A 13,477-nucleotide genomic window follows, 5' to 3' on the forward strand; every position below is an offset into this window, starting at 1 on the left:
CTACGCGCCGCTTGCGGCGCCGTACCCGTCCTCGCCGAGCTCACCGAGGATGCGGTTGAGATCCTGAACGGTGGCGAAATCAATGTTGATCTGGCCTTTTCTTGCCGTCAACGTGATCTTCACCTTCGTGTTGAGACGGTCACCGAGGCGCTCGGCGACGTCGTCGAGGTGCGCACGTCGCGCCCCCGCCTTGGGCGCGATCCGACGTGAGCCCGCGTCCGCGATGCCCTTCGCGACGGCTTCCGCGGCACGCACGGAGAGATCCTCGTTGATGATCTTGTCGGACAGTCGCTGCATCGCGTCGGCGTCATCCAGCGAGAGGATCGCGCGTGCGTGACCTGCGCTGATGACGCCCGCCGCGACGCGCTGCTGCACCGGCATGGGCAACTTCAAGAGTCGGATCGTGTTGCTGATCTGCGGCCGCGACCGACCGATGCGCGTCGCCAGCTGCTCCTGCGTGATGCCGAAGTCCTCGAGCAACTGGAGGTACGCCGACGCTTCTTCCAGCGGGTTCAGCTGCGAGCGGTGCAGGTTCTCCAGCAGCGCGTCGCGCAGCAGGTCCTCGTCGGCGGTCTCCCGGACGATCGCAGGGATCGACGTCAACCCGGCCTCACGAGAGGCACGCGTGCGACGCTCCCCCATGATGAGCTCGTATCTGCCCTCGTCGTTGAGACGGACGACGACCGGCTGCAGCACTCCGAACTCGCGGACGCTGTGCACCAGCTCCGCGAGATCGTCGGGATCGAAGTTCGTGCGCGGCTGGCGGGGGTTGGGAACGATGTCGTTCGGGTCGATCGTGATCAGTCGCGCCCCCGGCACCGCCACGAGCTCGGCTTCGTCACCCACGGCGGATGCCGCGGCATCCGAGTCTGCGACACCGGAGACCTGTGCATCGCGCGACTCGACGGTCGCGGCCGCAGCCGCGGCAGATGACGCACCGGGGAAGAAGACGTCGACGGGACGCGCCTCTGCACTGTCACCGGTGGGGATGAGTGCGCCGATTCCGCGGCCGAGACCGGTACGTTTCGCCATCAGGAGTTCTCCTCGTTCGCGGGGGCGCGCTGAGCGCGTTGGACCAGTTCTACCGCCGCTTCGCGATACGACACGGCACCGGCCGACTGGCCGTCGTACGCGATGACCGTCTGTCCGAAGCTCGGAGCCTCCGAGACGCGCACCGAGCGGGGAATGACCGTCCGCAGCACCTCCCGCGGAAAGTGCTGGCGCACCTCATCGGCGACCTGCTGAGCAAGGCGCGTGCGGCCGTCGTACATCGTCAGAAGGATCGTCGAAAGGTGCAGGCGGGGGTTCAGGTGCTTCTGGATCATGCGGACACTCCCCAGAAGCTGGCTCAGACCCTCGAGCGCGTAGTACTCGCACTGAATGGGGATCAGCAGCTCGCTCGCGGCGGTGAAGGCATTGATGGTGAGCAGTCCCAGCGAGGGGGGGCAGTCGATGAGGACGATGTCGATGCGTTCCGACGTGGTGGCGAGGAAATCGTCGAGCGCCGTGCGCAGGCGGTGCTCGCGCGCCACCTGCGACACGAGTTCGATCTCTGCTCCGGCGAGGTGGATCGTGCTGGGAGCGCACAGCAGATTCGGTGACTCCGGGCTGACCTGGATGATGTCAGCGAGGGGGAACTCGTCGATGAGCACGTCGTAGACGCTGGGGATGTCGGCGGAGTGTGGCACACCCAGCGCGGTGGACGCGTTTCCCTGCGGGTCGAGATCGATCACCAGAACACGCGCTCCGAGCGATGCCAGCGCGGCCGCGAGGTTCACGGTGGTCGTCGTCTTTCCGACGCCACCCTTCTGGTTCGATACCGTGAAGACACGCGTGGCGCCCGTGAACTCGACGTCGACGGCATCCAACGCCTTCCGGCGCGACGTGAGGTCGGCGAGTTCGCGAGCGATCGGGCTGTCGTCGATGGAGAAGGGTGCGGGTGCGGTCGCGTTCTCCGATTCCGGCACCATCAACTCCTGTCTTTTCGGGACTCCTCTACTGTAGTCGAGGCGTCCGACGTGTCGGTCCCCGCGGGCCTCATCCGAGCTTGTTTCACGTGAAACGAAGGGCTGCGCGTGACGTGGGTGCTGTTCGGCGTACAGCGGGCACTGCGCTGACACCACGCCGTCTCGTTGTGTTTCCCGTGAAACGGTGGCGTCTACTCACGGCCCACCGGAACTCGGGCATGCGCGCGTTTCGGGGAACGCGCGCCCGCGGCTTCTGAGACGAGACGCGAGCGCGACCCGTTCGACGCGGACAGTCTGCACGTCCACCTGCGCAGCGGTCCTCAGGTAACCACGCTCATGTTTCACGTGAAACCGATGTGAGACAACGTGCGGCGGGTCCGATGTGCCGACGAGTCCGGAACCGTGGGAACGCGTTACACCATCAGGCCCTGGGTGTCAGCCCCGTTCGATCGCCCGACCTACTCTCACTCCGCAACGTCGACGCCATCGAGATGCCGGGCTCAATGACGTGCAGGGGGGATGCCGCGCTCCGTACCCCTGGGGCCGACGTCGGGCCTTGGCGCCGAGGCAGGAATCTCTGGCCGCAGCTCTCACCCGGTCGGCTCGTCATGAGCCGTGCGACGACAGAGCTCGTCGAACCCCAGCAGGCCTCCCGACGAAGTCGCCCGGGTATCGCCCACATGATGACGCCGACGGTGACCATCGCCACCACCCAACGGTGATCGGCATGCCGATCACCGTCCCGATTGCGCCTCACCCGGGGATCCCGCGCGTACACCCCGGCGTGGGGGCCTCATCGTGCGCGCGAACCCGTATGCACGCGAAACCGGCGTGTGCAGGATGTATCGCATCGGCGACGCGAGCACCCGTCGTCGTCCAGGCGGCACCGTCCGAAGAAGACCAGCTCAGTGCGTCGATGCTTCACGTGAGACGATCACCACGCCGTCACGGGCAGATCCCGCGCGGGTGTTTCACGTGAAACAGTAGCGCCGAACAGTGTGCAATACTCACGCAGCCCGTGTCGCGCGAAGGACGCGGGTGGGCTCAGCGATGATCCCCTCGCCGACCGTCTCAACGCGCACATCGGTCAGCTTGTAGCGACGAATCACCTTCTCCGCGGCCGCGATCTCATTCTCCGCATTGGCGCCCTTGAGCAGCACGAGTTCGCCCCCCGAGCGCAACAGGGGAGCGGTCAGCGGGATCAGTGTGCGCAGCGCGCTCACCGCACGCGCCGTCACGGCGTCGAGAACGGGCCCACCGGTCCACTGCTCACCACGCGCGCGCACCACCTCGACATTGTCCAGACGGAGCTGCGTTGTCTGTTCCTCGAGCCACGCCACGCGTCGCTCCATAGGCTCAACAAGCACCCACTGCACATCCGGGCGCGCAATAGCGAGCACCAGACCCGGAAGGCCGGCCCCCGACCCCACATCCGCCACGCGTCCACCGGCCGGGAAGAGCGGCGCTGCAATCGCGGAATTGAGGATGTGGCGGTTCCACAGCCGAGGAGGTTCGAGCGGACCGATCAGCCCGCGCTCTTCGCCGTGTGCCGCAAGGGCGGCCGCGAATTGGCGGGCGAGGGGGAGTCGGTCGCCGAACACGACGAGAGCAGACGCTGGTTCTGTCTCGACCCCGGTTGTTTCACGTGAAACGTCGTCCATGGGTGTCAGGCGCGACGGATCACCGTGTGACGGTCGGCGCCGTCGCCGTACGACTCGGACACCAAGCCCCGGTCAGCGACGATGTCATGCACGAGCTTTCGTTCGTAGCTCGTCATCGCCGGAAGCGATGCCTGGGACGCACCCTCGTCCAGTCGCGCGATGGCACGATCGACGAGCTTTTCCAGTTGGCGCTGGCGTGCGTCACGAGAACCGCCGACGTCGAGAATCAGCCGCGAGAAGCGACCGGTCTTCGCCTGCACAGCAATGCGCACGAGCTCCTGCAGCGCCTGCACCGTGTCAGGCTCCGAGAGCAACCGCAGCGCGTCGGCATCATCGTTCTCGACCGACACATACGCACGGCCGGCACGCACATCGAGTGCCAGGTCACCATCGATGTCAGCGATGTCGAGAAGTGCCTCCAGGTAGTCGGCCGCGATGTCGCCTTCCTGCTCGAGTTGCTCGGTGGTCGCGGCGGGACGCTCGGCGGCGTCACTCTCGGAAGTAGTGCTCATGAGGGTCCTCGGAATTGACGATTCGATCAAGAATCGGTGGTGGGCTTGTTCTTCGGCTGCTGCGACTGCTTCTTCGCTCGCTGCTTGCTCACCGGCTGCTGCCGCTTGGGAGCTTCAGCCTTCGCCTTCTGCGCCTCTTCGTAGAGGCGCTGCTGTTCGGCCTGGTACTTCTCCAGCGGCACGATCTTTCCCTGTGCGTCGATGGCCTTGCCCTTGCGCGCAAGGCGCTCTTCGCGAGCCTTGGCCGCCTCGGAACCGGGCGTGGGGAGGTTTCGAATCACGAGGAACTGCTGCACCATGGTCCAGATGTTCGAGGTGAACCAGTAGAGCACCACGCCCAGCGGGAAGAAGATGCCCGAGAAGATGAAGGCGAGCGGCAGGATGTAGAGCATGATGCGCTGCATCTGGTAGGCCTGGCCGGTCTTGGCCTCGGGGGAGAGGTTCTTCGAGATGATCTGCAGCTGAGTGATGAACTGCGACGCGATCATCAGCACCACGAGGACGATCAGGATCGCGACCGTTGCTTCCCAGCCGGACGGCTTCTGATTGATGGCCTCGACCAGGCTGGTGTGCAGCGGCGCGACACCGAAGAGTTTCGCCTCGTAGAACTGCCACGTGAGGTCCTTGCTCAGAAGCCCCACGCCTCCCACGCCCCATTCGGCGTGCTTCTTCACATCGCTGAGCGTGTAGAACATGCCGAGCAGGATGGGCATCTGCACCAGCAACGGCAGACAGCTCGACACGGGCGTCGTGCCGTGCTTCTTGTACAACGCCATCGTCTCGCGGCTCATCGCCTCACGGGAGAGCTGATCCTTCTTGCCGCGGTACTTCTCCTGAACTTTTCGCAGTTCAGGAGCGATTTCCATCATCTTGCGCTGACTCTTGATCTGACGCACGAAGAGAGGGATGAGGGCGCTACGGACGACGATCACGAGGCCCATGATCGAGAGCACCCACGTGAGTCCGGCGTCGGCCTGGAGGCCGAGCGAGGTGAAGATCCAGTGCCAGAACACCAGGATCGCCTCGACGATCCACTTGAACGGCCACATGATGGTGCTGAAGAAGTCGAGGCTCGACGACGGCGCCGGCGTGGTCGGCGTCGGCACGACGGGGGTCGGTGTCGCCGCGGCGGCGGCGTACAGAAGATCCAGCACGGATCAGTCCTTTCTCGGCGACGCGTCGGGCGACGCCTCACCTGTGGATGGCACGACGAAACCGAACCGGGTCAGCTCGTGTCGAAAGTTCTCGTGCAAGGGCACATCATCGATTCCACCATGAGCCCACGGGTGACAGCGTGCGAGGCGGGCGGCCGTGAGGGCCGAGCCCTTGACGAGACCATGCTGCTGCACCGCTCCGACCGCATAGGCAGAGCAGGAAGGGTAATACTTGCAGACGTCGCCGTACAGGTGGGAGATCGTCGCGCGATAGCCGTGCAGAAGAACGAGGCCGGCATTGCGCGGCAACAGGGGGATGGACGCCAGTACACCGGATGCCGTGAGGTGTCCGGTGCCGAGCGAGTACGAGGGCAGCGTCGTCGTACTCACGCGCCGGCCCGTCGTGCCAGGCATCGGGTGACCTCGTCGCGAAGCTGCGCGAAATCCGCGGTCGCGGCACTCGGAAGCGCGCGGATGACGACGTCCGCACCGGGGCGGACATCGTCCATCGCCTGTGCACACACGGCCTTCAGGCGTCGACGAACGGTGTTGCGGATGACAGCGCCGCCCACCTGCTTGCTCACGATGAAGCCGAAGCGCGGCGGGCGGTCCTCCGTCGACGTCGTCACATACGTCACGGCGTGCGGCGCGGCACAGCGGACACCCCTGCGGACGACGGTCTTGTACTCCGCCCCGCGGGTGATGCGGTTCCCGCGCGCCAGCACTTTTGTCGGATCAGGCGGAAAGCTCGGTGCGACCCTTGGCGCGGCGCGCCGACAGGATCGAACGACCGGCACGCGTACGCATGCGGGCGCGGAAGCCGTGCTTCTTGGCGCGGCGGCGGTTGTTGGGCTGGAACGTGCGCTTGCTCATGAGGATCACTCCGGATCGGCGGTCACCCGAACGCTCTAGACCGGGGACACGGGGTACAGGGACTGTCCAAGAGCGTCCGAGGGCGCCCCAGGGCATAAGTCAACCGACTAAGGCTACGTCGAGAACCACAAGAACTCAAACCGAGCGACCCGGACGGATCATTATCCACCGACTGTGGATAGCGTGTGGTGAAGACACGCGGGCCGGATCTACAGTGGATTTTGCTCTTCGCGGGGTCGCTGACTACCGTGACTGCGATAGTTATCCACAGGTTCGGTCATCGTCGATGTCGCCCTGTCCCGCACCGATCGCACCCCCGGAGGGGACATGTCACAGCACGAGATTCCAGATGTCCCTGTCTGGTCCGCCGTGCTGGAAGAGCTCTCCGGAGACGAGCGCGTCACTCCACAGCTGCAGGGCTTCATCAATCTCGCCGTCGCCCAGGGCGTCATGAGCGGCACCCTCTATCTGGACGTTCCCAACGACCTCACCGCGGCTCAGCTCAACAAGCGTCTGCGGGCTCCCATCATGGAGGCTCTGGCTCGCGTGGACGCGGAGCCGGCGGCATCCTCGTTCCGCGTCGTGGTCAACCCCGAGCTCGCCGATGCGCACCTCACGGTGCCGGTGCCTGTTCAATCCGCCTCCGCGCCGGTGCCCATCGCCCGACCCGCTGCCGAAGACTACGCCGAGACGGCGGCCTCGCCCTCGCGCAATGACACGCGCCTGAATCCGAAGTACAGCTTCGACAACTTCGTCATCGGTCAGTCCAACCGCTTCGCGCACGCGGCGGCCGTCGCCGTCGCGGAGGCGCCGGCGAAGGCGTACAACCCGCTCTTCATCTACGGCGACTCCGGGCTGGGAAAGACCCACCTTCTGCACGCGATCGGCGACTACGCCCTCAGCCTGTACACCGGCATCCGTGTGCGATACGTCTCCAGCGAAGAGTTCACCAACGACTTCATCAACTCGATCGCCAACAACCGCGGCTCCGCTTTCCAGGCGCGCTACCGCGATGTCGACATCCTCCTGATCGACGACATCCAGTTCCTCCAGGGAAAGGCCGAGACGCAGGAGGCCTTCTTCCACACCTTCAACACGCTCCACGACCACGACAAGCAGGTCGTCATCACGAGCGATGTGCCGCCGCGCCACCTCACCGGCTTCGAAGACCGCATGCGCAGCCGCTTCGAGTGGGGCCTCATCACCGATGTGCAGGCGCCCGACCTCGAAACCCGCATCGCCATCCTGCGCAAGAAGGCCCAGTCCGAACGCCTTCTGGTGCCTGACGAGGTCCTCGAGTACATCGCCACGAAGGTCTCGAGCAACATCCGTGAGCTGGAAGGCGCGCTGATCCGGGTGTCTGCGTTCGCGAGCCTGAACCGCTCGACGCTCGATATCTCACTCGCCCAGACCGTCTTGCGCGACATCGTCGACACCGACGACGCCAACGTCATCTCGCCGACCGACATCATCACGGCGACAGCGCAGTACTTCCGGCTGTCGGTGGACGATCTCTACGGTTCCAGTCGATCGCAGTCGATCGCAACGGCACGGCAGATCGCCATGTATCTGTGCCGCGAACGCACGAGCCTCTCGCTCCCCAAGATCGGCCAGCTCTTCGGCAATCGCGATCACACCACCGTGATGTACGCGTACAAGAAGATCAGCGAGTTGATGAAGGAGCGGCGCTCCATCTACAACCAGGTGTCGGAAATCACGACGCAGCTCGGCCGCGTCGGCCGCTGAGCGCTCGCTGCGCTGGCCTCCGAGAAGACCCCCGGTGTCGTCACCGGGGGTCTTCTCGCGCAGATCGTCCTTGACAGGCTCACACAGGCGGCGCCAATATACGCGTTCTGCACAATGTGGACAGGCTGTGGATAACTCGGCATCCCGGTGGACTCTTGTGAGTCGATGACGCTGTCCTGTGGATGACGTGAGGGCCACAACGGCGACGGAGCTCATGTCGCTCACCGACTCTCCGCAGGCCGCCCACAAGTTACACGCGTGTGGTTTCCCTGTCGCGACTGGGATCGGTCGAGTTCTCCACAGTTTCCACAGCCGTTAACACCATGACAAAGAACTTCATCTAGGAATCCGATTCGATCACCTCGTCGGTGCCGACCGTGCGGACTCGGCACGAGGATGCCGGATCAATCCGGTCGGATCGTGGCACTAGCATGGGAGAGCCCTACTCGACGTCAAGGGAGCGCCAGTGAAGTTCCACGTGAATCGCGATGTTTTCAGCGAGGCCGTGTCGTTCGTTGTCAAGCTCCTGCCGCAGCGCAACCCGCAGCCGATCCTGGCCGGTGTGCTGATCGAAGCATCCGAAGATGGCCTGTCGCTCGCGGCTTTCGACTACGAAGCGTCGGCGCGTACGACCATCGAAGCGACGGTCGATGAGCCCGGCACGATCCTCGTGCATGGACGACTGCTGTCGGAGATCGCCAGCCGTCTGCCCAACGCGCCGATCCAGATCGAGGTCGGCGAGGACGACGGCATCGTGCTCACGTGCGGATCCGCACGATTCACGCTCGCGTCGATGCCCGTGCAGGAGTACCCGGCGATTCCCGAGGTCTCCGGTGAGTCGGGACTCGTCCCGGCGGAGGACTTCGCCACCGCGATCGCCCAGGTGGCCTTCGCCGCGTCCCGTGACGACGTCACCCCGGTTCTCACCGGTGTCCAGCTCGAGGTGGCCGGCAACGAGCTCAGCCTCGTGGCGACCGACCGCTATCGCGTCGCACTGCGCGACGTGAAGTTCGACGGCGGCGGTGTCGCGAGCGAGGAATCGACGACAGCGCTGGTTCCCGCGCGCACTCTCACCGAAGTCGGAAAGACGTTCGCGCACTCCGGTGACATTCAGATCGCCTTCTCGGGATCCGGAGATCGCGAGATCATCGCTTTCACCGCGGGCAACAAGACCGTGACCTCGCTGCTGATCAAGGGCAACTTCCCGCCGGTGCGCCGCCTGTTCCCCGAGCAGACCGACCACTACGCGGTCGTCAACACCGCTGAGCTGGCCGAAGCCGTGCGTCGCGTCGCCCTCGTCCTGGATCGCTCGGCCCCGCTGCGTTTCACGTTCACCGAAGACGGCGTCTCGATGGACGCGTCGGGCACCGAGCAGGCGCGCGCGACCGAGTCGGTCGATGCGACCCTCACCGGTGAGGACGTGACGCTGGGACTGAACCCGCAGTACCTCCTCGAAGCCCTCGGCGCGGTCAAGAGCGAGTTCGCGCGCATCACCTTCACCTCCAGCGACAACGCCAACAAGCTCAGCCCGGTGCTGATCACCCCGCAGACGTCGGGGACGCCGGAGAGCTTCAAGTACCTGCTGCAGCCGAACCTGCTGCTGCGCTGATCGGCTTCCGCCGGCTCGAGCGGGGCCCCGAAGCGTCGGCACCGCCGAATAGGCTGGGTCGGTGATCGTGGAGCAGCTCAGCCTCGTCGACTTCCGCAACTATGCGGCCGCCGACGTCTCGCTGGATGCCGGCGCCAATGTCTTCGTCGGCCGCAACGGTCAGGGCAAGACAAACCTCGCCGAAGCGATCGGGTTCTTCGCCACACTGGGATCGCATCGGGTGTCGCAGGATGCTCCCATGGTGCGCGACGGAGCGGACGCGGCGATCGTGCGCATGCGGCTCGCGTATGGCGAGCGGCGAGTGATGCTCGAGGCGCAGGTGAACAGAACCGGCAGCAACAAGGCGCGCGTCAACGGCTCGCCGGTGAGGACGTCGGAGCTTCCGCGATACGCCCAGGTCGTCCTGTTCGCACCCGAGGATCTTCAGATCGTCCGATCCGACCCGTCTGCGCGGCGTCGTTTCGCCGATCAGCTGCTCATTCAGCGCGCACCGCGCATGGCGGGAGTGCTGTCGGACTACGATCGGGTGCTCAAGCAGCGGACGGCACTGCTGAAGTCCGCGCGTGCGCGCGGCATCCGCGGGGAGGGCCTGTCGACCCTGGAGGTCTGGGACGACAAGCTCGTCCAGCTCGGCACCGACGTGATCCGCGCACGACTCGCCCTCGTCGACGACCTGGCCGGCCCCGTCTCGCGGGCGTACACGGCGATCGCCGGAGCCGACCATCGCCCGGAGATGGAATGGATGCTCTCGATCGGCGGAACCGACCCCGACGACGACGCTGTCGAGGCCGTCGACGGTGCGCCATCGTCCCTGCGCGGACTCGGCGCCGAGGACATCCAGCGCATCTTCCGCGAGCAGCTCGTCGTGATGCGGGCATCCGAGCTGGAACGAGGGCTGACGCTGGTGGGCCCGCATCGCGATGACCTGCTGCTGCGTGTGCGCGGTCTGCCGGTGAAGGGCTACGCGTCGCACGGCGAATCGTGGTCGGTCGCGCTCGCACTGCGTCTCGCCTCGGCCGAACTGCTCCGCGCGCAGTCCCAGCTGGGCGATCCGGTGCTGATTCTCGACGACGTGTTCGCCGAACTCGACGCCGACCGCCGTTCGCGCTTGGCAGGCCTCGTCGAAGGCTACGAGCAGGTGGTCGTCACGGCCGCCGTCGAGGAGGATGTGCCCGCCGCGCTGCGCGCGCGGACGGTGTGCGTCGTCGCCGGCACGATCGTGGCCGCCGACGCCGACGGCGACGGTGATGCGGAGGTCGACGATGAGTGACGAGATCCCGGAGACGATCGGCACGTATCTGCGCCTGCGCGGCCTGGAGCCGTCCCCCCGTACGGCGCGTCGCCGCAAGAAGCGCGCCCTCGATGACGACGACAAGCAACCATTCGCTCCCGGTCGCGATCCCAAGGGCGTCGCGGACGTGCTGTCCGATCTCACCCGTCAGTCCGGATGGGACGCGCAGCTGGCGCGGGAGGATCTCGTCCTGCAGTGGACGGATGTCGCCGGCGAGGAGACGGCCCGCCACGCGCATCCGGTCGCCCTCGCCGATGGGCTTCTGACCGTGCAGTGCGACTCGACGGCCTGGGCGAAGAACCTCCAGTTGATGCGCGCGGAGATCGTGACGCAGCTGATGAGGCGGTTCCCGGATGCCGGGGTGCAGAATGTCCGATTCGTGGGACCGGACGTCCCCTCATGGAAATGGGGCCCCAGAGCCGTTCCAGGGCGGGGTCCTCGCGATACCTACGGTTGAAGAGGGTCCGGGGGCATCCGGAACGATTTCAGGGCGCCACAGGGGCCTTCTCCGGACTTTCGGCAGCCGTGTGGGGGTAGAATGAGACGTCTCTGATCGACCATCCAGGAGCGCTCGAAACCTATGACGTCCGATACCCCCGACAGCGTTCCTCAGGAACTTCCTCCGAAGCAGTCACAGAAGGTCGAGAACGAGTACGGGGCCGACGCCATCCAGGTGCTCGAAGGCCTCGAGGCGGTGCGCAAGCGTCCCGGGATGTACATCGGTTCCACCGGTGAGCGCGGCCTCCACCACCTCGTCTACGAGATCGTCGACAACTCCGTCGATGAGGCCCTCGCCGGCTATTGCGACACCATCACGGTCACGATCCTCGAAGACGGCGCGATCCGCGTGGTCGACAACGGCCGCGGCATCCCCGTCGACATCCACAAGGCCGAGGGCAAGTCGACCGTCGAGGTCGTGCTGACGGTGCTGCACGCCGGCGGCAAGTTCGGCGGTGGCGGCTACGCGGTCTCGGGGGGTCTGCACGGTGTGGGCTCCTCCGTCGTCAATGCACTGTCGACGCGGCTGGATGTCGAGGTGCGCCGGCAGGGACACGTGTGGCGTCAGTCGTTCCGCGACGGCGGTGTGCCGCAGGCGCCGCTGAGCCAGGACGAAGCCACGGAGGAGACCGGCACGACCATCACGTTCTGGCCGGACGCGTCGATCTTCGAGACGATCGACTTCGACTACGACACCCTGCGCACGCGCTTCCAGCAGACGGCGTTCCTCAACAAGGGGCTGCGCATCACGCTGAGTGATCTGCGTCCCTCGTCGGCCTACCTCGTCGACGGTGAGGACGGCCAGGCCGTCGAGAAGCAGCCCTTCGACGACTTCCACTACGAGCGCGGCCTCGTCGACTACGTCGAGTACCTCAACAAGATTCGCAAGGCCGAGGTCGTCAACGACGAGATCATCGAGGTCGAATCCGAAGACACCGAACGGCACATCTCGCTCGAGCTCGCGATGCAGTGGACGACGAGCTACACGGAGAACGTCTTCACCTTCGCGAACACGATCAACACCCACGAAGGCGGTACCCACGAAGAGGGCTTCCGCGCCGCGATGACGACGTACATCAACAAGTACGCGCGGGAGAAGGGCCTGCTCAAGGAGAAGGACGACAACCTCACGGGTGAGGACATCCGTGAAGGGCTCACCGCCGTCATCTCCGTGAAGCTGTCCGAGCCGCAGTTCGAGGGGCAGACCAAGACGAAGCTCGGCAACACCGAGGCGAAAGCGTTCGTGCAGAAGGTCGTCGGCGATCAGCTGACCGACTGGCTCGACCGCAACCCCGCCCAGGCCAAGCGCGTCATCATGAAGGCGATCGATGCCGCGACCGCGCGACTGGCCGCCCGCAAGGCGCGCGAGACCGCGCGACGCAAGAGCGTTTTCGAGTCGGCATCCATGCCCGACAAGCTCAAGGACTGCACGAGCAAGGACCCGTCGATCAGTGAGATCTTCCTCGTCGAGGGCGACTCGGCCGGCGGTTCGGCTGTCCGCGGTCGCGACCCCGAGACGCAGGCGATCCTGTCGCTGCGCGGCAAGGTGCTCAACGTCGAGAAGGCGCGGCTGGACCGCGCCCTCGGCAACAACGAGATCCAGGCGATCATCTCCGCGTTCGGCTGCGGGATCGGCGAGGACTTCGACGTCGCGAAGGCGCGCTATCACAAGATCGTGCTGATGGCCGATGCCGACGTCGACGGGCAGCACATCACGACGCTGCTGCTGACGCTGCTGTTCCGTTACATGCGCGGACTCATCGAGGCTGGGTTCGTCTATCTCGCCATGCCGCCGCTGTTCCGGCTGAAGTGGTCCAACGCCGAGCACGAGTACGTGTTCAGCGATCGGGAGCGCGATGCGCTCCTGGCTGACGGTCTGGCCAACGGAAAGCGGATGCCGAAGGACTCCGGCATCCAGCGCTATAAGGGTCTCGGCGAGATGAACCCGAAGGAGCTGTGGGAGACGACCATGGATCACAGCACCCGCACCCTCCGGCAGGTGACGATCGACGACGCGGCCGCCGCGGATGAGATCTTCTCGGTGCTGATGGGTGAGGACGTGGAGTCGCGCCGGAGCTTCATCCAGCGCAACGCCAAGGACGTCCGCTTCCTCGACATCTGATCCATTCCATTCACCTGCAGCGGTAGCACGGCAGCCCCGTGAGA

General features: G+C 65.6%; 13 protein-coding genes. 5 read left to right on the forward strand and 8 right to left on the reverse strand.

Translation table 11 applies throughout. The features are described 5' to 3' along the window. The 8 genes from JOE53_RS14205 to rpmH all read right to left on the reverse strand — a co-directional run bounded on the left by JOE53_RS14205 (position 1) and on the right by rpmH (position 6,167). Complete coding sequence (locus JOE53_RS14205; protein WP_061683306.1) at positions 1-1,032, reverse strand: ParB/RepB/Spo0J family partition protein; 1,032 nt, start codon at positions 1,030-1,032, stop codon at positions 1-3. Further along, on the reverse strand, positions 1,032-1,967 hold the full coding sequence (locus JOE53_RS14210; protein WP_271171112.1) for a ParA family protein: 936 nt from the start codon (positions 1,965-1,967) through the stop codon (positions 1,032-1,034). The genes JOE53_RS14205 and JOE53_RS14210 overlap by 1 nt, the downstream gene beginning before the upstream one ends. A gap of 1,007 nt (positions 1,968-2,974) precedes the next feature. Continuing rightward, the gene (gene rsmG, locus JOE53_RS14215) at positions 2,975-3,628 is read right to left on the reverse strand and encodes a 16S rRNA (guanine(527)-N(7))-methyltransferase RsmG (RefSeq protein WP_204948108.1); all 654 of its coding nucleotides are present in this window, start codon (positions 3,626-3,628) and stop codon (positions 2,975-2,977) included. A 5-nt stretch (positions 3,629-3,633) separates the two neighbouring features. Further along, on the reverse strand, positions 3,634-4,140 hold the full coding sequence (locus JOE53_RS14220) for a Jag family protein (protein WP_204948109.1): 507 nt from the start codon (positions 4,138-4,140) through the stop codon (positions 3,634-3,636). 26 nt (positions 4,141-4,166) lie between these two features. Further along, positions 4,167-5,294, reverse strand: a complete 1,128-nt coding sequence (gene yidC / locus JOE53_RS14225) for a membrane protein insertase YidC (RefSeq protein ID WP_204948110.1) — start codon at positions 5,292-5,294, stop codon at positions 4,167-4,169. Positions 5,295-5,297: 3 nt separating this feature from the next. Then, a complete protein-coding gene (yidD, locus tag JOE53_RS14230) occupies positions 5,298-5,708 on the reverse strand; it encodes a membrane protein insertion efficiency factor YidD (protein ID WP_204948111.1) in 411 nt (136 codons plus the stop codon). Further along, the gene (gene rnpA, locus JOE53_RS14235) at positions 5,681-6,091 is read right to left on the reverse strand and encodes a ribonuclease P protein component (RefSeq protein ID WP_325168511.1); all 411 of its coding nucleotides are present in this window, start codon (positions 6,089-6,091) and stop codon (positions 5,681-5,683) included. Before rnpA ends, yidD begins: the two co-directional genes overlap by 28 nt. Beyond that, complete coding sequence (gene rpmH, locus JOE53_RS14240; protein ID WP_005054680.1) at positions 6,030-6,167, reverse strand: 50S ribosomal protein L34; 138 nt, start codon at positions 6,165-6,167, stop codon at positions 6,030-6,032. The genes rnpA and rpmH overlap by 62 nt, the downstream gene beginning before the upstream one ends. 327 nt (positions 6,168-6,494) lie before the next feature. Here rpmH and dnaA point away from each other — a divergent pair, with 327 nt between their 5' ends. From dnaA to gyrB, 5 genes are all read left to right on the forward strand, one after another. Then, positions 6,495-7,913, forward strand: coding sequence for a chromosomal replication initiator protein DnaA (dnaA, locus tag JOE53_RS14245; protein ID WP_204948113.1), 1,419 nt, complete (start codon positions 6,495-6,497; stop codon positions 7,911-7,913). A gap of 466 nt (positions 7,914-8,379) precedes the next feature. Then, positions 8,380-9,522 (forward strand): DNA polymerase III subunit beta, encoded by a 1,143-nt coding sequence (gene dnaN / locus JOE53_RS14250; RefSeq protein WP_005054684.1) that lies wholly within the window; start codon positions 8,380-8,382, stop codon positions 9,520-9,522. Positions 9,523-9,583: 61 nt separating this feature from the next. Beyond that, the gene (gene recF, locus JOE53_RS14255; protein WP_204948114.1) at positions 9,584-10,792 is read left to right on the forward strand and encodes a DNA replication/repair protein RecF; all 1,209 of its coding nucleotides are present in this window, start codon (positions 9,584-9,586) and stop codon (positions 10,790-10,792) included. Further along, positions 10,785-11,270 carry a DUF721 domain-containing protein gene (locus tag JOE53_RS14260; RefSeq protein WP_204948115.1) on the forward strand — a complete coding sequence of 162 codons (486 nt, stop codon included), beginning with the start codon at positions 10,785-10,787 and terminating at the stop codon, positions 11,268-11,270. The genes recF and JOE53_RS14260 overlap by 8 nt, the downstream gene beginning before the upstream one ends. A gap of 123 nt (positions 11,271-11,393) precedes the next feature. Next, on the forward strand, positions 11,394-13,433 hold the full coding sequence (gene gyrB, locus JOE53_RS14265) for a DNA topoisomerase (ATP-hydrolyzing) subunit B (RefSeq protein WP_204948116.1): 2,040 nt from the start codon (positions 11,394-11,396) through the stop codon (positions 13,431-13,433). Positions 13,434-13,477: the final 44 nt, after the last annotated feature.

The sequence above is a fragment of the Microbacterium laevaniformans genome, assembly GCF_016907555.1.
Classification (GTDB): domain Bacteria; phylum Actinomycetota; class Actinomycetes; order Actinomycetales; family Microbacteriaceae; genus Microbacterium; species Microbacterium laevaniformans.